Source organism: Falsihalocynthiibacter sp. CO-5D18 (assembly GCF_041205445.1).
GTDB classification, from domain to species: domain Bacteria; phylum Pseudomonadota; class Alphaproteobacteria; order Rhodobacterales; family Rhodobacteraceae; genus Falsihalocynthiibacter; species Falsihalocynthiibacter arcticus.
In genome coordinates, this window is record NZ_JBGFCF010000016.1 from 57242 (window position 1) to 78576 (window position 21335).

Consider the following 21335-nt stretch of genomic DNA (forward strand, 5'->3'; position numbering starts at 1 on the left):
ACCTACGCCAAATAGTTTGCTAGACCCATTCTAGGAATAGAGGAAATTGTTATGCTGCCTAAATTGAGCTTTATTTTGGGAGGGGCTGCCTCAGGGAAGTCGGCCTATGCCGAGAGTCTTTTCGCTGTGCACGCGGGGACACGAACCTATCTCGCGACGGCGCAATCCTTTGATTCCGAAATGGAAAACAAGATATCGCGCCATCAAATCATGCGAGGCGAGGGCTGGGACACCATAGAGCGGCCGATGGATATTGCGCCCGTTTTCTTGGAGGCGCAGCCAGAGTCGGCAATCCTTTTCGACTGCGCGACTCTTTGGCTTTCTAATCTGCTTCTAGCGGACAGAAACGTCGAGGAAGCGCTGGAGAACCTCCTTTTTGCGCTCAATTCCTGCGCCATTCCCGTTGTCATTGTGAGTAATGAGGTCGGTGCAGGAATCGTGCCCGCTGAAGCGCTTTCAAGGAGGTTCCGCGAGGCCCAAGGGCGTTTAAATCAACAGCTAGCAGCGCAGTCGGATTACGCTGTTTTGGTCGTCGCGGGCCTGCCACTCACACTTAAAGGCACCATGCCGGAGGCCACATGAAGCGCCTATGGTGGGTGCGTCACGCGCCGACGCACGCGAAATCGATGGTTGGCTGGAGTGACATTCCAGCGGACCTGTCCGATCAAGCAGCCTTCGCACGACTTTCCACGGCCCTTCCCACACAAGCACCAATTATTTCATCCACGTTGCAGCGCGCAATTGGCACGGCCAAGATGCTTTCACAGACGCGGCCGCTCCTTGAGCCCGATCCAGACCTGCGCGAAATTCATTTCGGAGACTGGGAAAACCTCACGTTTGATCAGGCCAACGCGCGAGATCCTGACGCGCTCAAACTCTTTTGGGACCACCCCGGTGAAAGTACCGCCCCTGCGGGAGAAAGCTGGAATGATTTACGCCAACGTGTCGATGCTGCCGCAGACCGGCTTCTGGCGCGTCCAGAACCCGACATCATCATCGTCGCCCATTTTGGAGCCATCCTCTGTCAGGTCCAACGCGCTCTCGGCGTTAGCACGACCGAAGTTTTTGCGCAGAAAATAGACAACCTTTCCCTGAGTTGCCTTTCGTTTGACGAAGGCTGGCGGGCGACCAGCATCAATCAAATTATGTGATACCAATTATTCCATTAATTCGCTTCGTGAACCGCGGAATTCTAGCTACAGTTTTGGCATGACATATTTACTTGCATTGGGCGATCGCGCCTACTCCAGTTGGTCCCTCAGGGGATGGCTGCTCTTTGAAAAATTTAACATTCCTGTGCAAACTCGGTTCGCGCGTCTCTATTCAGACGCCTTCCCAAAGATGCTAAAAGAATTCGCGCCCGCGCGGCTAGTGCCAACGGTGAAAACGCCCGATGGCGTGGTTATTTCCGAGTCCCTCACCATTGCCGAAGAACTCGCTAGCCGCCACCCAGAAGCCAAGATATGGCCGAGCAACCCAACGCATCGCGCCATCGCGCGCAGTTTAGCCGCGGAAATGCACGCCGGATTTGGCGCGCTTCGCGACGCTTGCCCGATGAACATGCGTGTTTCCTATAGTGATTTTGTACCCTCCGAGGCCGTCGAAAAAGACCTTCGCCGACTTGAAGTCATCTGGGATCGCGCCCGCGAGGAAACCTTAAACGAAACACCATGGCTCTGTGGAGAATATAGCGCCGCCGACGCGTTCTATGCGCCAATTGCCGCGCGCATTGCGGGCTATGGCCTCAAAGTTTCGCCCTCGGCACAGGCCTATGTCGATGCACATTTGAGTGACCCTGCCTTTCGCCGCTGGCGAGCAATGGGCATGGTCGATGGCCCTGATCAACCCTTCTATAAGCGCGATTTTGCATTACAGGATTGGCCACATGCCTCATCGCTGGCCGTCGAAACCATTGAGCACGGCCCCTCAGAAAACGCCATGTGCCCCTATTCTGGAAAACCTGTAACCCATTTTGCAAAAATTGAGGGGCGTATCTTTGGGTTCTGCAATGCGTTATGCCGCGATAAAACGGTTATAGACCCCGCAGCATGGCCAGCATTTATGGCACTTTTGGCGGACTAAAAGGTCGCATCCGAACATGCGTTAACTCTTCGTAAACTATGATCATCGTAGTCCTAAAGGAGAGTTAACACTTGTTAAGGCGGATAAAATGGTCGCGCGCACTTACACAGTTGCATTTGAAGGTATCGACGCGCGACTGGTCGAGGTGCAATGCTCCCTTGCGCCTGGCCTGCCTGCTTTCTCAATTGTCGGCCTTCCGGGAAAGTCCGTGTCCGAAGCAGGAGAGCGGATTCGCGCGGCGCTTACGGCGATGTCTGTGGCCCTGCCATCCAAGCGGATCACCATTAATCTTACGCCTGCTGACCTGCCAAAATCAGGGCCGCATTACGATCTCCCGATTGCAATCGCCCTCCTCGCAGCGCTGGATATTATCCCCCAAGACACAGCACAAGACTATGTTTCGATTGGAGAACTTTCACTGGATGGCACCCTTGCCTATGTGAATGGTTCCCTGCCTGCGGCCCTAACAGCAGCGGCCGAAGACAAAGACCTTTTGTGTCCAATTTCATGTGCCTCCGAGGCGGCATGGGTCAGTACAACCCGCGCCCTTGGCGCGACAAACCTTACGGCTTTGGTTCAGCATTTCACGGGAAAAACACTCCTAACGGCCGCAGAACCCGGACAATCCACACATACCCCCGCTCTAAAAGACATGCGGGATGTCAAAGGCCAAGAACGCGCCAAACGCGCGCTGGAAATCGCAGCGGCAGGGCGTCACCACACGTTGCTTCTTGGCACGCCTGGATCGGGAAAATCGATGTTGGCGGCCCGTTTACCCGGAATTTTACCGCCTCTCACTCCGCGCGAAGTCCTCGAAACGTCAATGGTGCATTCCGTCGCGGGCTTGCTTTCGGGAGGTGGCCTTCATCGCGACCGCCCCTTCCGCGACCCGCATCATACAGCGTCAATGGCGGCGATTGTCGGCGGGGGCCGCACCGCTTTGCCCGGCGAAATTTCCCTCGCGCACAACGGGGTCCTGTTCATGGACGAATTCCCTGAGCATAATCGAAATGTTTTGGATTCTTTGCGCCAACCTCTCGAAGCGGGCGAAGTCATGGTGGCGCGGGCGAATGCACACGTGCGCTACCCATGTCGGTTCATGCTGATTGCCGCGGCGAACCCATGTAAATGTGGCTATCTTCCTGACCCCTCTCGAGCCTGCAGCCGCGCACCTATTTGTGGCCAAGACTATCTCGGGAAAATTTCTGGCCCGTTAATGGATCGGTTCGACTTGCAAATCGAAGTCCCGCCGGTTCCGTTTTCGGATTTTGATTTGCCACAAAATGGAGAGAGCAGCGCGGCCATTGCAGAACGTGTAAGTGCCGCACGGGAAATTCAAGCCGACCGGTTCAGCACAATTGACGGGATGTATCAAAATGCCGATGCCCAAGGCGACATCCTTGAGAAGATCGCCGCCCTAGATACCGAAAGCAAAGAGTTGCTATCCAGAGTTGCCGACAAATTTGGGCTTTCGGCGCGAGGGTACCACCGCGTATTACGTGTGGCGCGCACGATCGCAGATTTAGGCGAGCAGGAAAACGTTCAAAAACAACATGTTTCCGAAGCTGTCAGTTATCGTTTCCCTGCCCAACGGCGTCATTAAGAGCACTTAGCTTCAATAGCTTCCCAAACTTGCGCCGCAATATTTCCACCATCGAATTTCTCCAACTCGAGGATGCCCGTTGGGGAGGTCACGTTAATTTCGGTGAGATAGTCGCCGATAATATCGATTCCTACGAAAATCTGGCCTTTTTCACGCAACAACGGTCCGATGGCATCACAGATTTCCAAATCCCGCGCGGTCAGGCCGATTTTCTCGGGCCGCCCGCCAACATGCATATTTGAACGCGTTTCACCTGCAGCGGGAACACGATTAATGGCACCAACAGGTACCCCATCCACCAAAATCACGCGCTTATCGCCATTTGAAACATCCGGAAGGAACTTTTGAACGATCAAGGGTTCGCGGTTTATGCCCGAAAACAGCTCATGCAGAGAGGCTAAGTTTCGATCATTCGCATCCAGTCGAAAAACACCCGCCCCGCCATTTCCATAAAGCGGCTTAAGAATCACATCTTTGTGGCGCTCTTTAAAGGCGCGTATCGTGGCCAAGTCGCGCGCGATTGTGGTTGGCGGAGTCAAATCGGGAAAATCCAAAACCAATAGTTTTTCGGGATAATTCCGCACCCAAAACGGGTCATTTACCACAAGGGTGGTCTCTTTGAGGCGATCCAAAAGATGCGTTGTTGTGATGTAGCCCATGTCAAACGGAGGGTCCTGACGCAACCAGACCACATCGAAATCAGCAAGATCAACTTCTGTTTCTTCACCCAAAGAATAATGATCGCCAACGACACGCTGAACTGTGAGAGGCCAACCCCGCGCTGTGATTTTCCCCTCTTGGTAGGCGAGTTTGTCCGGCGTGTAGTAAAACAACTCATGCCCGCGCGCTTGCGCTTCTTCTGCAAGCCTAAAAGAACTGTCCCCAGAAATATCGAAATGCTCGATTGGGTCCATTTGAAACGCGATTTTAAGTGCCATGTGAAATCTCCTTGTTGGCCAATAGATGGCCTAGCAAGGGTGTATTTTCAATGGGAGATTACATCTGGCCGAATGCGTTTTCCAAGATGCGGATTTCCCCAACGCCATTCACCAAGGCCACGTCAAATCGCACATCCGTGTTTTGCCCGTTGGGTTCGCCTGCGAGAAATTCGGATGCAGTTTGGTAAATTCGCTGCATTTGCCGCCGTGAGAGACGTTCCGCCGCAGCGGAGAAACTCTTGCTCTTTTTCACTTCGATAAAGACGACGCCGTCACCATTTCGAGCAACAAGATCAATTTCGCCCGCGGCCCCTCGCCATCTTGTTTTATCAATCTGCATCCCTCGACGGACATATGACCGCGCGACAGCCTCTTCGGCGGCAAAGCCTGCGTGGTAATTCATTTGTCCATTCATTCAGAGCGACCTTTGTTCATGGCAAGCGCGGTTTGATACACATCCCGACGTGGGATATTCAAAGCTTCGGACACAATAGTTGCAGAATCTTTAACCGAATGAGACTCGAGGGCCTGTTTCAAGGCGTCTTCAATCGACGCCGTGGAAATTTCTTCCTGTGCACCACGATCGACCACGACGACAATCTCGCCCTTTACGCTTCGCTCGGAGAAGCTGGCGGCAAGTTCGTCGAGTGTTCCACGGGACACCTCTTCGAATTTCTTGGTGATTTCGCGACAAACCGCGGCTCTTCGCGCGCCCCCGAGGACTTGGGCAAGATCTGCCAGCGCTGCGGCAATCCGTTTGGGGGATTCATAAAAAACCAGCGTGGCGTCAATTTTCGCCAAAGACTGCATATAGGTTTGGCGCGCTTTTTGCGTATTCGGGGAAAAGCCCGCGAAGTGAAATTGATCGGTGGGAAGGCCCGCAATTGTGAGGGCAGCCACGACGGCACTAGGGCCTGGCGCTGAGGTTACCGTGTATCCCGCCTCAATCGCTGCCACCGACAGACCATATCCAGGGTCCGCAACAAGGGGGGTTCCGGCTTCTGAAGCATAAGCCACAGATTTCCCCTCCTCCAGATACCGCAACAGGCGAGGACGCGCTTGGGCACCGTTATGATCGTGGTAGGCAACAAGCTGCCGTTCGCCCAAGGGCACCCCGTGAATGTCCATCAACTTGCGCGCGGTACGGGTATCTTCTGCGGCGATCACATCCGCGTTCGCCAAGACATCCAACGCCCGCAACGTGATATCACGCGCAGTTCCAATCGGAGTCGCGACAAAATACAGCCCAGCAGCGAGCTTCTTTGTTTCAAAATTCATGATTTGGCGCCTTCCATGACGTTTACTAATGAGGCTCAAGCGCTTAAGTTCGTTCCAAACGTGGAAACTGCTTTGCGCACTTTTGCAATTTGGAGCGAGACCAACTTATGTTTGCTTTTTTAAAGAATGCCCGCAAGGGTTTTAGTCTTATTTTTCCCATATTTATTGTGCTTTTTGTGGCCGCGTGTCAGCCATCGTCGACAAGTTCGGGTCCGACGATCAATACGTCGAAGCCTGTGCGCGTTGCTCTGCTGATTCCCGGAGAATCAGCGAGTGCGGGCGACAACATCATTGCACGCTCCCTTGAAAATGCCGCGCGCCTCGCGATTTCGGACCTTGAAGGGGTTCAAATCGATCTGAGAGTTTATAGTACTTCGGGCAATGCCGAGAAGGCTGCCTCCGTGGCCGTGGCTGCAGTGGATGACGGCGCTCAGATCATTCTGGGGCCTCTATACGGTGAGTCTGCCAATGCTGTTGGCTTGGCTTTGTCCAACAAAAACATAAACATCCTCGCGTTTTCAAATAAACCTTCCATTGCAGGCGGAAACGTTTTTGTTTTGGGCAACACCTTCCAAAATACCGCCGAACGCATCGTTTCATATAGTGTAAATCAGGGCCGCCGGAACGTCATGATCGTTCACGGCGCCGACAATGTTTCAGAAGAAGCGGGCCGCGACGCCTTGGTGCAAGCCGCGAACCGCAATGGCGCAACGATCACCGGCGTGCCCTCCTTTGAGATGAGCCAGCAAGGCGTGATCAATGCGATTCCTAACATTGCCGCACAAGCGCGCAATTCGGGGACCGACGCAATTTTGTTCGCGTCAGGGACGGAAGGGGCACTCCCGCTTCTGACGCAACTTCTTCCTGAAAATGGCATAAACACGGAAACGACCCAATTTATCGGCCTCACGCGGTGGGATATTCCAACCGCGACGTTGTCCCTCCCTGGAGTTCAGGGAGCATGGTTTGCCTTGCCCGATCCAGGTCTTTCAAACCGTTATATCGCACGATATTCAGCCGCCTTTGGCGAGCCTCCCCATCCGATCTCGGGCCTTGCCTATGATGGAATCGCGGCTATTGGGGCGCTGGTTAAGAGCGGAAGTTCCAATGCCCTCACCTCGGCAGCCCTCACACAATCCTCCGGTTTTGTGGGTGTGAACGGTGTCTTCCGCCTTCTCCCCGATGGAACAAATCAACGTGGCCTCGCAATTGCGCAGGTCCAAGAAAATCAGGTAATCGTCATTGACCCCGCTCCAAGAAGCTTCTCCGGCTCTGGTTTCTAGTACCGCCGACAAAAACGCCTCAATCACATATCCTGCCAAAAAGCTGATCTGTGACCCTGCTGACATCTTCAATCTTGAGGAATCACGCAGGGCGCTTTTTAAACAACTTGAAGAGATCAGCGATAACTCTGAGAAACGCACCCTCACGGTTGCGTTTCTTTTGGAGGCTCGCTCCAAAGGAACGGCAGCAATTGAAGCCGCGTTTTTGGCTCGCCCATTTGACGCGAAGCCCGTCACCAGCGCCTATAGTTACCTAACCGATTGCATTGTGATTTTGACCCATGGGGTCGCTACGCAATTGCTTCATCCAAACCCGAACCCCACCGAGGGCGAACGCCTCGCCTTACTGGCGGTGGGCGGGTATGGACGCGCAGAAATGGCACCGCACTCGGACGTCGATCTGTTGTTTTTGACACCCTACAAGATAACACCTTGGGCCGAGAGCGTGATTGAAAGCATGCTCTATATTCTTTGGGATTTGCATTTCAAGGTCGGCCACGCCAGTCGAACGATCAAAGATTGTATCCGTCTGGGCCGCGAGGATTTCACCATTCGCACCGCTCTTTTGGAGCATCGCTTCATTGCAGGCTATGAACCCTTGCTTGGGGAGTTCGACGAAAGTTTAAAAAAGAACCTCTTCAAAGGAACTGCTCCGGAATTCACGGAGGCAAAACTTGATGAACGCGACCGGCGTCACAAAAAACAAGGCGGACAGCGCTATGTTGTTGAGCCGAACGTCAAAGAAGGCAAAGGGGGTCTTCGCGATCTTCAAACGCTATTTTGGGTGGCGAAATACCTACATGGAGTGGATTCCACCGCCGAACTCGTTGAACTGGGCATGTTCAACCAAGATGAATATGACAGCTTTGAACGTGCAGAATCTTTCCTTTGGGCCATTCGTTGCCACCTTCACTTGATCTCGCGGCGCGCGATGGACACGCTGAGTTTTGACATGCAAGTCGAGGTTGCCGCCCGCATGGGGTATGTCGACAAAGCCGGACGTCGGGCCGTTGAAATTTTCATGCAAGACTATTTCCGGCACGCAAACCGCGTGGGTGAATTGACACGTATTTTCCTCACGTCGCTCGAAGCTTCGCAGGTTAAAAAAGAACCTCGGCTCGTAGGCTTTTTCCGCCGCAAACGCAAAGTCCGCGATGGCTTCGAAATTGAGCAAAACCGGCTTACATTTTCCCCCGACATGGAACTCGCTGAAAACAAGCTTAATATCCTGCGGATATTTGAAGAAGCCCTGCGCACAGGGATGCTGCTCCACCCGCAAGCGATGCGGTTGATTGATGCAAACCTTGGTTTAATTGATGACGAGGTGCGCAACGACAAAGAAGCCCGCCGAATTTTCCTCGACCTTATGCTCAAACATGGCAATCCGGAACGCGCCCTGCGACGGATGAATGAAATTGGCGTTTTAGGGGCCTTTATCCCCGAGTTTCAAGTCATTGTCGCGATGATGCAATTCAATATGTATCATCACTACACAGTCGACGAACACACGATCCAATGTATCAAAACACTTGCAAAAATTGAGCGTGGAGAGTTGATCGAAGAATTGCCCGTGGCAAGCGGAATTCTGAAAGGGGGCGTGGATCGTAAAGTTCTTTATGTTGCCCTCCTCATGCATGACATCGGTAAAGGTCGCGACGAAGACCACTCGATTTTGGGGGCCAAGATCGCACGTAAAGTGGCCGAACGGCTTGGTCTCAAACCTGCCGATTGCAAAACCGTTGAATGGCTCGTGCGCAACCATCTGGTGATGTCAGACATCGCCCAAAAACGCGACATTTCCGATCCCCGTACTGTGCGTGGGTTCGCCAAATCGGTCCAAAGCAAGAAACGGCTCGACCTTCTCACCGTTTTGACGGTTTGTGATATTCGCGGTGTTGGGCCGAATACATGGAACAATTGGAAAGCCGTGCTCATTCGCGATCTCTATGCGCAAACCTCCATGGCGCTTGAGAACGGACTCGAAGAGGTGAATCGATCCACGCGAGAAGAGGTCGCCAAAAAAGCGCTCCGCATCGCGCTTTCGGACTGGGACAAAAAAGATATTCGCAAGGAAACCTCGCGCCATTACCAGCCCTATTGGCAAGGGGTGCAGTCTGCGGATCACATCGTATTCGCCAATCTTCTAAAGAACCACAACGATAGCGAAGTCGGTATCGACCTAAGCCTAGATGTAACTCGCGATGCCACGCGCGCGTGCTTCTGTATGGTCGATCATCCCGGAATTTTTTCCCGTCTCGTGGGAGCTTTGGCCCTTGTTGGGGCGAATGTTGTCGATGCGCGCAGTTACACCACCAAGGACGGTTATGTGACCGCGATTTTCTGGATTCAGGACGCCGAGGGGCACCCCTACGCGAGTAATCATATGACGCGGCTACGCAATATGATCCAGAAAACCCTCAAGGGCGAAGTGGTTGCTCGCGATGCACTCGCAGGGCGAGACAAGCTGAAGAAGCGGGAAAAAGCCTTCCGCGTGGCGACCAATATCACCTTCGACAACGAAGGCAGTGAAATTTACACAATTATCGAAGTCGACACCCGCGACCGCCCGGGATTGCTCTATGATTTGTCGCGCACGTTGGTGAATGCGAACGTGTATATTGCCTCGGCGATCATCGCGACCTTTGGGGAGCAGGTGGTCGACACCTTCTATGTAAAAGATATGTTTGGCATTAAATATCACACGGTCGCCAAGCAAAAAGCCCTTGAAGATAAAATTCGCGCCGCGATTTTGAGTGGCGCCGAGAGAGCAAACAAAGAATGAGATCCAGAGGGATGATGTCGGGCTTTATGACGGTCGGTTTTTGGACCCTCATGAGTCGTATTTTAGGCTTTGTACGCGATATACTTATTGCGAGCTATCTGGGAACGGGGCCCGTCGCAGAGGCGTTTCTGGTCGCTTTCTCGCTGCCCAATATGTTTCGTCGGTTCTTTGCCGAAGGGGCTTTCAACATGGCCTTTGTACCGATGTTCTCCAAGAAGCTGGAGGGCGGCGAAGGCGCACATACATTCGCGCGGGACGCGATGTCTGGGCTTGCGGGAATACTCATTGTTTTCACCATTATCGCCCAGTTTTTCATGCCTTGGCTGGTGCTTGCGATGGCCAGCGGTTTTGCCAATGATGCACGGTTTGACTTGGCTGTTTTCTATGGTCGGATCGTTTTCCCCTATATCCTGTTTATCTCCCTCGCGGCGCTGCTGTCCGGCGTTCTAAATTCGTCCGGACGGTTCGCCGCCGCCGCCGCCGCCCCCGTGTTGCTCAACATTCTTTTGGTCACCTCCATGCTGACGGCACATAGGGCGGGATGGGACATGGGGACGACCATTTCCATCACGGTGCCCATAGCAGGTATCGCGCAAATGGCCATCGTTTGGGTGGCCGCTTCGCGCGCGGGATATCGGTTGATCCCCCGCCGTCCACGCATGACGCCTGACCTTAAACGCCTAATGATTATCGCCGCCCCCGCCGCCCTCGCGGGGGGCGTCGTACAGATCAACTTGCTGGTGGGACGCCAAGTCGCGAGCCATTTTGAAGGCGCCGTTGCGTGGCTTTCCTATGCGGATCGCCTGTATCAGCTGCCCCTTGGCGTTGTCGGAATTGCCGTTGGAATTGTGCTTCTGCCGGAGCTTTCGCGCAGGTTACGCGCCGAAGACTTTGCGGGTAGCCGCGACGCGTTGAGCCGCGCGGGCGAGATTTCCCTCGCCCTCACCATTCCTTCCGCCGTGGCGCTAGTTGTGATCCCAATCCCCCTTGTGAGGGTATTGTTTGAACGCGGTGCATTCGGCACGGACGATACCGCAGCGACCGCCGTCGCCGTTGCGATCTACGGCCTTGGCCTGCCTGCGTTTGTCCTGCAAAAGCTGCTGCAACCCGTTTATTTCGCGCGGGAAAACACGAAAACACCGTTCTACTTCGCGCTGTTTGCGATGGTGTTAAATGCCGCCATTGCCATCGGTCTTGCGCCGTTCATTCAGTTTTGGGCCGCCGCCCTTGCGACAACAGTCGCGGGGTGGACCATGGTGCTTATGCTGGCGCTTGGTGCGCGTCGCTATGGCGAGACCGTGCGTTTTGACCGCCGGTTTTGGCGCCGCTTAATCCGCATTGTCATCGCCTCGCTGTTTATGGGCGTATGTCTTTGGGCAGCAAACCTTATGCTCGGGCAGCTTTTTGGCACGGGTGGATTTGAAGTCTTGGCGCTACTCTTGCTCATCACAGCCGGAATAGTCAGCTATTTCGGCTTCGGGCACCTGATTGGGGCCTTCCGCCTTGGCGATTTCAAAGCATCATTGCGCCGCTAGCTTAGCTGCGGCGCAACTTTACTAAAATCGCCTTCGCCCCTCCGGGCACCAAAACGAATGACAGGAAAAACCCCACAAAGAAGCCAATAAGCTCAGCAACCCAATCGTTGGATCCGCCAAAAAGCATGCCGAAAACCAGCCGCAGCCCCATAAACATGCCGATGAGATAGAAGGCTTGATACTGTTTGCTCCCCTTCAACGACAAGCTCACCCAACGCACAAAGGTAAAGGCTCCGATAAGGCCAAATGCCCCTACGTAGCCGCCGATCAACACGGCCTCTTCGCGGAAAATCATCCAATAGAGCACCGCACCAACGATGGCCGAGGCAAAGTAAATGAGCAGAAACGCGAAGTTACCAAAGGCTTCGGCGGTCATTTTCCCCAACGCCAAGATAAATACCGCGACGAAGGCCATGGACGTGAAGTTTTGGTGCACGAAAGAATAGGTTAGAAAACGACCAAGGACTTCTGGCTCATAGCGCCCCGTTTCAAGGTAGGGGGTGATGATTTGGCCAAGGACGCTATAATCCAAAATCGCGTCGCGACGCCATGCAATGGCCTCCGGTCCGCCAATCAAACCGCTACTTGCCAAGCTCAGGATGATTTCGACCGCGACAATCACCATCACAAGCCCCACAACCGCGATGGGCAGGGCATTGAACGGCGATGCATTGTGATCGAAATCGTTGTCGTTTTGGGGTGTGCTCATTTACTGACCTCATGAAACAGGCTTACATTGACGTGCCTTTGTCCTATCGGTAAGCGAAAGGACATTAAAAATCCAGATGGAGTATTCATTATGACCGAGGTGGTCCAAACACCCTCGCAGCCCGGCACTCAGTTTGTACCGCGCGTTTTTTCAGGTATCCAGCCAACAGGCGGACTGACCCTTGGCAACTATCTCGGGGCGATCAAACGCTTTGTGGATATGCAAGCAAGCGGCAGTGAGACGTTTTATTGCATGGTCGATTTGCACGCGATCACGACGCCGCAAAAACCGGATGACCTGCGACGCGCGACGCGCGAGTTGGCCGCAGGCTATCTTGCGGCTGGCCTTGATCCCGCCAAATCGTCGCTGTTCAATCAAAGCCAAGTCCCCGAGCACACTCAACTCGCGTGGGTTTTCAACTGTGTAGCACGCATGGGTTGGCTGAGCCGTATGACCCAGTTCAAGGACAAGGCTGGCAAAAACCGCGAGGCCGCTTCTGTGGGTCTGTTCGCCTATCCGAATTTGATGGCCGCCGATATTTTGGTGTACCACGCCACGCATGTTCCCGTGGGCGAAGACCAAAAACAACATATTGAATTGACCCGCGACATCGCGACCAAGTTCAATCACGACTACGGTGTCGACTTTTTCCCGATCCCCGAACCCGTTACTGAGGGGGCGGCGACACGCGTTATGAGTTTGCGCGATGGGTCCAAAAAGATGTCGAAATCTGATCCCTCTGCCGCCAGCCGGATTAACATGACGGACGATTCAGACATGATCGCCCAGAAAATTCGCAAAGCCAAGACGGATCCTGATGCGCTGCCAAGTGAAGCCTCTGGCCTGAATGAACGTCCAGAAGCGCGCAACCTCGTCAACATTTATGCCGGTCTTGCCGACATGACTGTGGATGATGTGCTTGCGGATGTTGGTGGCAAAGAGTTCTCGGTGTTCAAACCGATGTTGGCTGAACTTGCGGTCTCTAAATTGTCTCCGATTGCAGCCGAAATGGCGCGTTTGATGCAAGACACCGCCGAGATCGACAAAATCCTGCGTCAAGGCGCCCAAAACGCTCGTACTGTTGCGGGACCAATCCTTGAGAAAACCTACGATATCATTGGCATGGTGCGCTAAACCACGCCTTATACAATTTCCACAGATTACGGGGTGCCTTCGGGTGCCCCGTTTTTGTTTTCACATCCTACGCTATGTGCAAAGATGAACTAACCCTGCGCGCCAATCAGCATTTCGTTTCCCTGCGCACATCCCTAAATTGACATGTGAAAACAGGAGCAAGCCATGACATCGAACAAACACATCGAAAATAAGCCTGTCCATCCCCAGACTCGGATAGGCCACGTTCATCTAAAAGTTTCGGACCTTGACCGCGCCATTGCCTTTTACAGCGACATTTTGGGGTTTGGCATTGTGCAACGTTATGGCCCGCAAGCCGCGTTTCTCGCGGCGGGCTCCTACCATCATCATATCGGCCTCAATACATGGGAAAGCCTCGGTGCGACTCCGCCCCCTAAAGGGCATACGGGTCTGTATCATACGGCATTCCTCTATCCCTCCCGCGCAGAACTAGCCGATGCGCTGCACCGTTTGATCGCAGCCGACTGGCCCCTCACGGGGGCCGCAGATCATGGCGTCAGCCAAGCGATCTATCTTGACGATCCCGATGGAAACGGGGTCGAACTTTACTGGGACCGCGCCGAAAACGAGTGGCCACGGGATAAGGACGGCACGCTGACAATGAACAATACACCGTTCGACCTTGACGCATTGCTGGCCGAATTCCCCCGCTGAACTGTCACAAAAAAGATTCAGAAACGGCCTACCTTAAACCTGTGGGTTGGAAAACTTTGCCCAAGTCCCAACCAGCCCCACATCGCCCTACCGCCTCTGGTTCCCCGACCAGAGGCGGCTTTCCTTTCGCCAATGAGACTACGACGCAGTGGTATCTTTCATTGTGCTTGCAGCAGGCCCCCAAAATCGGCCATCATCACGCCGTTAAGGGAGAATTTTATGCGCAAGTTTTTGGTCGTACTCGATGATAGCCGCGAATGTTTAAACGCTATGCGTTTTGCGGCGATGCGGGCAGCCCATACTGGGGCCGGAGTGGAAATCCTATCTGTGATCCCGCCAGACGAGTTCAATCACTGGATTGGCGTGGCCGACATCATGCGTGCCGAGGCCCGCGAGCGGATTCAAGTTCATTTTGACGTTTTCGCAAAATGGATGCGCGACCGCCAAGGCATTGATCCATCGTTGATCATTCGCGAGGGCGAACCTATGCACGAAATATTGGCACAAATCCGCGACGACCCACAGATCGGTGTCTTGGTTCTTGGAGCAAGTACTGGGAAAAGTGGCCCCGGCCCCTTGGTCTCGGCGCTGTCAAAATCGGCGGGCAGTTTGCCCATTCCCGTGACTATTGTTCCTGGTGACTTGACTAAAGAGCAACTTGAAGCCATCACATAAGTACCGTAGTGTTTCTGTCAGAATAGGATGTTTAGAACAGTTCTAAACCTTGACACTTAGGACGCGCAGGCGCATATCTAGGTTCAAACGGAGGCCCCTATGTTTATTCAAACCGAGTCCACACCAAATCCCGCGACCTTAAAGTTCTTGCCCGGCCAGACCGTGCTTGAAGTTGGAACGGCGGATTTCCCAAGTGCTGAAACTGCAAATACCTCTCCTCTTGCCCAACGCATCTTTGCGGTTGGCGGCGTGACGGGTGTGTTTTTCGGCTCTGATTTTGTGACTGTCACAAAAGACGACGCAACTGAGTGGGATCATGTCAAACCTTCGATCCTCGGCGCGATCATGGAACACTACCAATCCGGCCAATCCGCGCTTAGTGGTGATGTGAAACCAGCGTCTGGACATGCCGAACATGAAGGCGAAGATGGCGAAATTGTTGAGCAAATCAAGGAGCTCCTCGACACGCGCGTCCGCCCTGCGGTTGCCCAAGATGGTGGCGATATTACGTTCCACGGGTTTGATCGTGGCATCGTTTATCTTCATATGCAAGGGGCCTGTGCGGGCTGTCCAAGTTCGACGCTGACGTTGAAAATGGGCATCGAAAACCTGCTGCGGCACTATATCCCCGAAGTTCTTGAGGTGCGGCCTGTTGCAGCCTGACCGACTGGTTTTAGCATTTGATACGTCGGCCGCCCATTGTGCGGCCGCGCTGCTGTTTGGCGACCAAGTTTTGGCGCAAGCCTATGTTCCGATGCAAAAAGGACAAGCCGAATACCTCGTGCCCATCCTTGAAGACGTCCTCGCGCAAGCGGGACACAAGTGGGCTGACCTTGCCGCGATTGGTGTGGGAACCGGCCCCGGAAATTTTACCGGCATTCGGATTTCCGTCGCCCTTGCCCGTGGGTTGGCGATGACCCTTGGTATTCCGGCGGTGGGCGTCACGGCGCTCGAAGCACAGGCCGATGGTCTAGAGCGCCCAATCTACTCCTTGATCCCTGCCCCGCGGGATACATATTACATCCAAAGTCTCGGTGCTGATGTGGACGTTATCGAGCAAATTCCCCTCGTTGAGGCTCAGGCGCGTGTCTTGGAAGGGCCGTCGGTCGGCCCCGTTGATACCACCGAATTTACACCCTCAAATGTCCCTCTCGCGGTCGCAATTGCCAAAATCGCGGCACGTCGTTTTGAGTTCCAATCCGAAGGTCAACGACCAACCCCGTTTTATGTACGCTCCGCCGATGCTGCTCCCGCAAAGGACGCGCCGCCGGTGCTCCTTGACTAGCCTCAAAACACCACAGGCCCTCGCGGCGCTGCACGCGCGCTCCTTCACGTCGCCGCGTCCATGGTCGGCGGACGAGTTTGCCTCGCTACTTTCTCAAAAATTGGTATTCCTCGTGACGGTCCCATCGGGCTTTGCTCTAGGGCGCGCCATCGCGGGAGAGGCCGAATTGCTTACGATTGCCGTCGAGCCAAATGCACGTCGAACAGGCGCGGGAAGCACCTTGATGGAACTCTTTGAAAACGAGGCCATCGCACGCGAATCCACAGAATCATTTCTTGAGGTCGCCGAAGATAACCTAGCGGCACTTTCCCTATATCGGGGAGTGGGTTACCGCGAATCTGGGCTTCGACGCGGATACTACCGTTCGCAAAGCGGTACTATTTTAGACGCTCTGGTTTTTCGAAAAACCATAGGAGCCTGAAAACACGGCACTTAACCCAATATTTTCACGGGTATTTCAAGTTTTATTACCAAATGGTAAAATTTTTGTTGACCAACGGTCGCCTCTCTCCCCTAAATACCCGATGATCTTCTTGTGATCTGCTCTTAACAAAGGGTAACGTCATCCATGGTATGACACCCTAAAAAACACAACTGGGAGAGTATAATGACCCTCATGAAATCCATTCTCGGCGCAACCGCGACTTTGGCCCTATCGGCTGGCGCTGTTTTGGCTGATCCCGCGATCATTTTTGATCTTGGCGGAAAATTTGACAAATCCTTCAACGAAGCGGCCTTTAATGGTGCTGAGCGTTGGGTAAAAGAAACAGGCGGCTCTTACGATGAGTTCGAACTTTCTGCTGATGCACAGCGCGAACAGGTTCTTCGTCGCTTCGCTGAAGGCGGCAACAACCCTGTTGTTATGGCCGGCTTCTCGTTTGCTTCTGCGCTTGAAACAGTTGCTCCCGACTTCCCAGATACAAAATTCGTTTTGATCGACATGGTTGTAGACCAGCCAAACGTGCGCAGCATTGTTTTTGACGAGCACACAGGCTCCTACCTTGTGGGTGTTCTGGCGGCCTTGGCGTCCGAAACTGGCACTGTTTCCTTCGTTGGTGGCATGGATATTCCATTGATCTCCAAATTTGCATGTGGCTATGCACAGGGCGTCAAAGCGACGAACCCTGACGCGAAAGTCATCGTCAACATGACAGGCACAACGCCTTCTGCTTGGAATGATCCCGTAAAAGGTGGCGAGCTTACACGCGGCCAAATCAGCCAAGGCTCCGACGTTGTGTTCGCAGCAGCTGGCGGCACCGGTCTTGGTGTGCTTCAAACGGCAGCTGACGAAGGCATCCTTTCGGTTGGTGTCGACAGCAACCAAAACTACCTTCAGCCAGGGTCGGTTTTGACCTCCATGATGAAACGCGTCGATAACGCTGTATACGAAAGCTTCCTCGCCGGCGAAGCCGTTGAGCCAGGTTTCAACGCAATGGGCCTTGCGAACGATGGCGTGAGCTATGCGATGGACGAGCACAATGCGGCACTCATCACAGAAGACATGATCGCGCAAGTTGAAGCGGCAAAAGCTGGCATCATTGCTGGCGACATCACGGTACATGACTACATGTCCGACGAAACTTGCCCAGCGTACTAAGCTAGAATGGCTTTGGCACCAGAAAAGGGGCGGCAGGAAACTGCCGCTCCAACATCCCCCGCTCCCGCTATCGAGCTGCGCGGCATTTCCAAGGCTTTCGGCCCTGTTCAAGCCAACAAAGACATCTCGATCACCGTCCAAAAGGGCACCGTCCACGGAATTATTGGCGAAAACGGCGCTGGTAAGTCAACGCTGATGTCGATCCTCTATGGGTTCTACAAGGCCGATGCGGGCGAGATTATTATTAGCGGAAAACGAACGGTCATTCCTGACAGTCAGGCCGCCATCAAGGCTGGCATTGGCATGGTGTTCCAGCACTTTAAACTGGTTGATAATTTCACGGTTCTTGAGAACGTGGTCCTTGGGGCCGAAGATGGTTGGCGCCTGACGCCGTCGTTGCGCAAGGCGCGCAAACTACTCACCGAATTGGCAGAAGAATACGAGTTGAATGTTGATCCGGACGCGTTGATTGAAGACCTCTCGGTGGGGCATCGTCAGCGGGTTGAGATCCTGAAAGCTCTGTATCGCAAGGCGGATATCCTTATTCTCGACGAGCCCACGGGGGTTTTGACACCCGATGAGGCTGACCACCTGTTCCGCATTCTCGAAGGCCTTCGCGCCTCTGGCAAAACCATTATTCTCATTACGCATAAGCTGCGCGAGATCATGGATATCACCGACACCGTGAGCGTCATGCGCCGTGGGGAAATGACTGCGACGGTGAAAACATCGGAAACGAGCCCTGAGCAGTTGGCCGAACTGATGGTCGGCCGCAAAGTGCTTCTGCATGTCGACAAAGCCCCCGTGCAACCGGGTGAGGAAATCCTCTCGGTCGAGAACCTTGTGGTCGTTGACGAAGATAAGGTCACCCGCGTCAAAGGCATTTCCTTCAATATTCGCGCAGGCGAGATTTTGGGAATTGCGGGAGTCTCGGGGAACGGCCAATCTGAACTTCTTGAAGTTCTTGGCGGCTACGCCAAGGCCACCGGAAGCATCCGCTTGCACGGCAAAGAACTCGACCTAACAGGCTCCAAAAGCGACGGCCAATCTCGCCGCGCCAATGGCATTGCGCACGTCCCCGAAGATCGCCACGAAGAGGGTCTTATCCTTGACTTTGAAGCGTGGGAAAACATGGCCTTTGGCTACCACAACGACGCAAAATACAACAAAAACAAGTTCTTGATGGACAACAAAGCCATCCTTGAAGACACTCAAGGCAAGATGGACCGCTTTGATGTTCGCCCCCCGAACCCGCATCTTCACGCGGCGAACTTCTCGGGTGGGAACCAACAGAAAATTGTTCTGGCACGCGAAATTGAGCGCAACCCTGATTTACTCCTCATTGGCCAACCGACCCGTGGTGTGGATATTGGAGCGATCGAATTCATCCACCAGCAAATCGTTGCGCTTCGGGATCAAGGCAAGGCGATTTTGCTGGTCTCGGTTGAACTTGAAGAAGTGCTCTCGCTTGCGGACCGGATTGTCGTCATGTTTGACGGGAAAATCATGGGCGAACGCCTTGCGAGCGAAACGAACGAGCGCGAATTGGGGATGATGATGGCGGGTATGACACCAGACAAGAGTGACGGAGCGGGCGCATGAACAAGATGCCAAGATGGGCGGATGTTGCCCTTATCCCCTTCATAAATTTGCTCATTGCATTTGTAATTTCTGGCATTGTTCTCGCTGCGATCGGAACTAACCCGTTTGACGCGCTCGCCACGATGATCGAAGGATCGTTCGGCAGTTCGCGCGGTGTGGGCTACACGCTTTATTACGCGACGAACTTCATATTTACAGGCCTCGCAATGGCCATCGCGTCACACGCTCGGATGTTCAACATCGGCGGCGAGGGCCAAGCGGCGGTTGGCGGCCTTGGAGTCGCCGTTATTTTATTAGCGGTTCCGTGGCCACATTGGACGCTCGCCCTTCCCGCAGCTATTGTTTTTGGTGGCCTGTTCGGCGCAGCATGGGCCTTTATTCCCGCTTATCTTCAGGCAAAACGGGGCAGCCATATCGTTATCACGACGATCATGTTCAACTTTATGGCGGCGGCCCTAACGGGATATCTGTTGACCGGCCCAATGAAAGTGAAAGGCAAAATGGCTGCCGAAACAGCCGCGTTCCCACCAGGCACGCATTTGCCAACCTTCCACGAGATGCTCGCTCCCTTTGGCATTGAGTTTTCAAAACACGCCCCCGCGAATATCAGCTTCCTCGTGGCGCTTTTGTGCTGTTTGTTTTTTTGGGTTTTGATGTGGCACACGCGCTTGGGTTATCAAATCCGCGCCCTCGGACACTCGGAGACTGCCTCCAAATATGCAGGAATTTCACCCGCCAAAATCATGATCATCACCATGTTGATCTCCGGCGCGTTTGCCGGACTTATGGCTGTAAATAACGTCATGGGCGAAGCCGAGCGCATGATCCACAACGCGGTCGAAGGGGCTGGTTTCATCGGCATCGCCGTGGCCTTGATGGGGCGCAATCATCCCATCGGTGTCATTCTTGCGGCGATTTTGTTTGGCTTCTTGTGGCAAGGCGGCGCGGAATTACAGTTTGTCTATGGCATCCCGCGCGAAATGGTCACCGTGATTCAAGCCATCGTCATTCTGCTAACCGGCGCCCTCGACTATATGGTCCGTGGCCCCGTCGAGCGGATTTTTCTCATGCGCGCAAATTCGAAGAAGAGGGCTTAGGACATGGAATTCTTTCACATCTTAATCCCGATTCTCGACTCAACTTTGCGCTATGCAACGCCACTCCTTTTGGCGTGCCTCGCGGGCCTCTACTCTGAGCGCGCGGGGATCGTGGACATTGGCCTTGAGGGTAAAATGCTCGGCGCAGCCTTCCTCACAGGGGGTGTTGCGTTTGTAACAGGCTCGATCTGGCTGGGCCTTTTGGCGGGAGTTGCGGGTTCCGTGGCGCTTTCGATGTTGCACGGAGTTGCATCGATTACCTTCCGTGGCGACCAGCTCATCTCAGGTGTTGCGATCAACTTCCTTGCGGCGGGCCTTTCGATTGTGATTGGCTCTGCGTGGTTTGGTCTTGGTGGGCGCACGCCCTCTCTGCCAAGCAGCGCCCGATTCCACGACATCACACTGCCCTTTGCGGATTCCGTTGCGAACGTGCCGATACTGGGGCCAATTTATTCGGATTTGCTCTCTGGGCACACCATATTGGTCTATGTAGCGTTAATCGCCGTGCCTGTTACATGGTTCGTTTTATTTCGCACACGCTTTGGGTTGCGCCTGCGCGCAGCGGGTGAAAATCCGGCGGCCGTGGATACAGCAGGGGTTTCTGTGGTTAAACTCCGGTATAGCGCGATCATTATTGCTGGCGTTTTGTGCGGGCTAGCAGGTGTATATCTGGCGAGTTTTGCCGCTAATTTCGTGAAGGATATGACGGCAGGTCGGGGGTATATTGCCCTTGCTGCGCTTATTTTTGCGAAATGGCGCCCTTGGCAGGCGATGGGAACGTGCATTTTGTTTGGCTTCCTCGCAGCCGCGGCGCCCTATCTAGAAAACAAATCGTTTATGGGGTTCGAAGTACCGTCCCAATTCATCGACGCTCTGCCCTATTTGCTCACAGTTATCATCCTCGCAGGGTTTGTTGGCAAAGCCATTCCGCCACGCGCTGGGGGGCAGCCCTACGTAAAAGAAAAATAAGTGCGGCTTTGAACAGAAGTGATCCGATTTGTCGCATGCGGGGGTCTACAACCGGCGTGGGACATCTTATACTGACTGTGCGACTAGCAGG

General features: G+C 54.0%; 21 protein-coding genes. 17 read left to right on the forward strand and 4 right to left on the reverse strand.

Features of this window, described 5'->3' with window-relative positions; all coding sequences use genetic code 11:
• Positions 1 to 51 precede the first annotated feature (51 nt).
• The 4 genes from cobU (at position 52) to AB9F27_RS18195 (ending at position 3685) form a co-directional block, all read left to right on the forward strand.
• Complete coding sequence (gene cobU / locus AB9F27_RS18180; protein WP_335584086.1) at positions 52 to 582, forward strand: bifunctional adenosylcobinamide kinase/adenosylcobinamide-phosphate guanylyltransferase; 531 nt, start codon at positions 52 to 54, stop codon at positions 580 to 582.
• Positions 579 to 1151 (forward strand): histidine phosphatase family protein, encoded by a 573-nt coding sequence (locus AB9F27_RS18185; protein WP_335584087.1) that lies wholly within the window; start codon positions 579 to 581, stop codon positions 1149 to 1151. Before cobU ends, AB9F27_RS18185 begins: the two co-directional genes overlap by 4 nt.
• 58 nt (positions 1152 to 1209) lie before the next feature.
• Positions 1210 to 2082 (forward strand): glutathione S-transferase, encoded by an 873-nt coding sequence (locus tag AB9F27_RS18190; RefSeq protein ID WP_335584088.1) that lies wholly within the window; start codon positions 1210 to 1212, stop codon positions 2080 to 2082.
• A gap of 88 nt (positions 2083 to 2170) precedes the next feature.
• Positions 2171 to 3685 carry a YifB family Mg chelatase-like AAA ATPase gene (locus AB9F27_RS18195; RefSeq protein WP_335584089.1) on the forward strand — a complete coding sequence of 505 codons (1515 nt, stop codon included), beginning with the start codon at positions 2171 to 2173 and terminating at the stop codon, positions 3683 to 3685.
• On the opposite strand, the gene gshB is transcribed toward AB9F27_RS18195, so the two are convergent.
• From gshB to rsmI, 3 genes are read right to left on the reverse strand one after another with little or no spacing between them, the layout of a single operon-like run.
• Positions 3682 to 4623: a glutathione synthase gene (gene gshB / locus AB9F27_RS18200; protein ID WP_335584090.1), complete on the reverse strand. Its 942-nt coding sequence runs from the start codon at positions 4621 to 4623 to the stop codon at positions 3682 to 3684. The genes AB9F27_RS18195 and gshB overlap by 4 nt on opposite strands.
• A gap of 58 nt (positions 4624 to 4681) precedes the next feature.
• The gene (locus AB9F27_RS18205) at positions 4682 to 5038 is read right to left on the reverse strand and encodes a YraN family protein (protein ID WP_335584091.1); all 357 of its coding nucleotides are present in this window, start codon (positions 5036 to 5038) and stop codon (positions 4682 to 4684) included.
• Positions 5035 to 5901, reverse strand: coding sequence for a 16S rRNA (cytidine(1402)-2'-O)-methyltransferase (gene rsmI / locus AB9F27_RS18210; protein WP_335584092.1), 867 nt, complete (start codon positions 5899 to 5901; stop codon positions 5035 to 5037). The genes AB9F27_RS18205 and rsmI overlap by 4 nt, the downstream gene beginning before the upstream one ends.
• 107 nt (positions 5902 to 6008) lie before the next feature.
• On the opposite strand from rsmI, the gene AB9F27_RS18215 reads away from it, so the two are divergent.
• The 3 genes from AB9F27_RS18215 to murJ are packed head-to-tail and all read left to right on the forward strand — an operon-like array spanning position 6009 to position 11501.
• A complete protein-coding gene (locus AB9F27_RS18215) occupies positions 6009 to 7184 on the forward strand; it encodes a penicillin-binding protein activator (protein ID WP_335584093.1) in 1176 nt (391 codons plus the stop codon).
• Positions 7144 to 9966: a [protein-PII] uridylyltransferase gene (locus AB9F27_RS18220; RefSeq protein ID WP_369757994.1), complete on the forward strand. Its 2823-nt coding sequence runs from the start codon at positions 7144 to 7146 to the stop codon at positions 9964 to 9966. Before AB9F27_RS18215 ends, AB9F27_RS18220 begins: the two co-directional genes overlap by 41 nt.
• Positions 9963 to 11501 carry a murein biosynthesis integral membrane protein MurJ gene (gene murJ / locus AB9F27_RS18225; protein ID WP_335584094.1) on the forward strand — a complete coding sequence of 513 codons (1539 nt, stop codon included), beginning with the start codon at positions 9963 to 9965 and terminating at the stop codon, positions 11499 to 11501. The genes AB9F27_RS18220 and murJ overlap by 4 nt, the downstream gene beginning before the upstream one ends.
• A 1-nt stretch (position 11502) precedes the next feature.
• Here murJ and AB9F27_RS18230 read toward each other — a convergent pair whose 3' ends face one another.
• Entirely contained in the window at positions 11503 to 12210 is a 708-nt protein-coding gene (locus AB9F27_RS18230; RefSeq protein ID WP_369756423.1) for a rhomboid family intramembrane serine protease, read from the reverse strand.
• 90 nt (positions 12211 to 12300) lie between these two features.
• Between AB9F27_RS18230 and trpS the strand changes: the two genes are divergently transcribed.
• The 10 genes from trpS (at position 12301) to AB9F27_RS18280 (ending at position 21244) form a co-directional block, all read left to right on the forward strand.
• On the forward strand, positions 12301 to 13344 hold the full coding sequence (gene trpS / locus AB9F27_RS18235; RefSeq protein WP_335584096.1) for a tryptophan--tRNA ligase: 1044 nt from the start codon (positions 12301 to 12303) through the stop codon (positions 13342 to 13344).
• Positions 13345 to 13509: 165 nt separating this feature from the next.
• Positions 13510 to 14019 carry a VOC family protein gene (locus AB9F27_RS18240; protein ID WP_335584097.1) on the forward strand — a complete coding sequence of 170 codons (510 nt, stop codon included), beginning with the start codon at positions 13510 to 13512 and terminating at the stop codon, positions 14017 to 14019.
• Positions 14020 to 14238: 219 nt separating this feature from the next.
• A complete protein-coding gene (locus AB9F27_RS18245) occupies positions 14239 to 14694 on the forward strand; it encodes a universal stress protein (protein WP_335584098.1) in 456 nt (151 codons plus the stop codon).
• Positions 14695 to 14793: 99 nt separating this feature from the next.
• The gene (locus AB9F27_RS18250; RefSeq protein ID WP_335584099.1) at positions 14794 to 15357 is read left to right on the forward strand and encodes a NifU family protein; all 564 of its coding nucleotides are present in this window, start codon (positions 14794 to 14796) and stop codon (positions 15355 to 15357) included.
• Entirely contained in the window at positions 15347 to 15979 is a 633-nt protein-coding gene (gene tsaB, locus AB9F27_RS18255; protein ID WP_335584100.1) for a tRNA (adenosine(37)-N6)-threonylcarbamoyltransferase complex dimerization subunit type 1 TsaB, read from the forward strand. Before AB9F27_RS18250 ends, tsaB begins: the two co-directional genes overlap by 11 nt.
• Entirely contained in the window at positions 15972 to 16400 is a 429-nt protein-coding gene (locus AB9F27_RS18260) for a GNAT family N-acetyltransferase (protein ID WP_335584101.1), read from the forward strand. The genes tsaB and AB9F27_RS18260 overlap by 8 nt, the downstream gene beginning before the upstream one ends.
• Positions 16401 to 16586: 186 nt before the next feature.
• A complete protein-coding gene (locus AB9F27_RS18265; RefSeq protein WP_335584102.1) occupies positions 16587 to 17576 on the forward strand; it encodes a BMP family ABC transporter substrate-binding protein in 990 nt (329 codons plus the stop codon).
• Positions 17577 to 17582: 6 nt separating this feature from the next.
• Complete coding sequence (locus AB9F27_RS18270; protein ID WP_335584103.1) at positions 17583 to 19178, forward strand: ABC transporter ATP-binding protein; 1596 nt, start codon at positions 17583 to 17585, stop codon at positions 19176 to 19178.
• Entirely contained in the window at positions 19175 to 20275 is a 1101-nt protein-coding gene (locus AB9F27_RS18275) for an ABC transporter permease (RefSeq protein WP_335584104.1), read from the forward strand. The genes AB9F27_RS18270 and AB9F27_RS18275 overlap by 4 nt, the downstream gene beginning before the upstream one ends.
• A gap of 3 nt (positions 20276 to 20278) precedes the next feature.
• Positions 20279 to 21244, forward strand: a complete 966-nt coding sequence (locus tag AB9F27_RS18280; RefSeq protein WP_335584105.1) for an ABC transporter permease — start codon at positions 20279 to 20281, stop codon at positions 21242 to 21244.
• Positions 21245 to 21335: the final 91 nt, after the last annotated feature.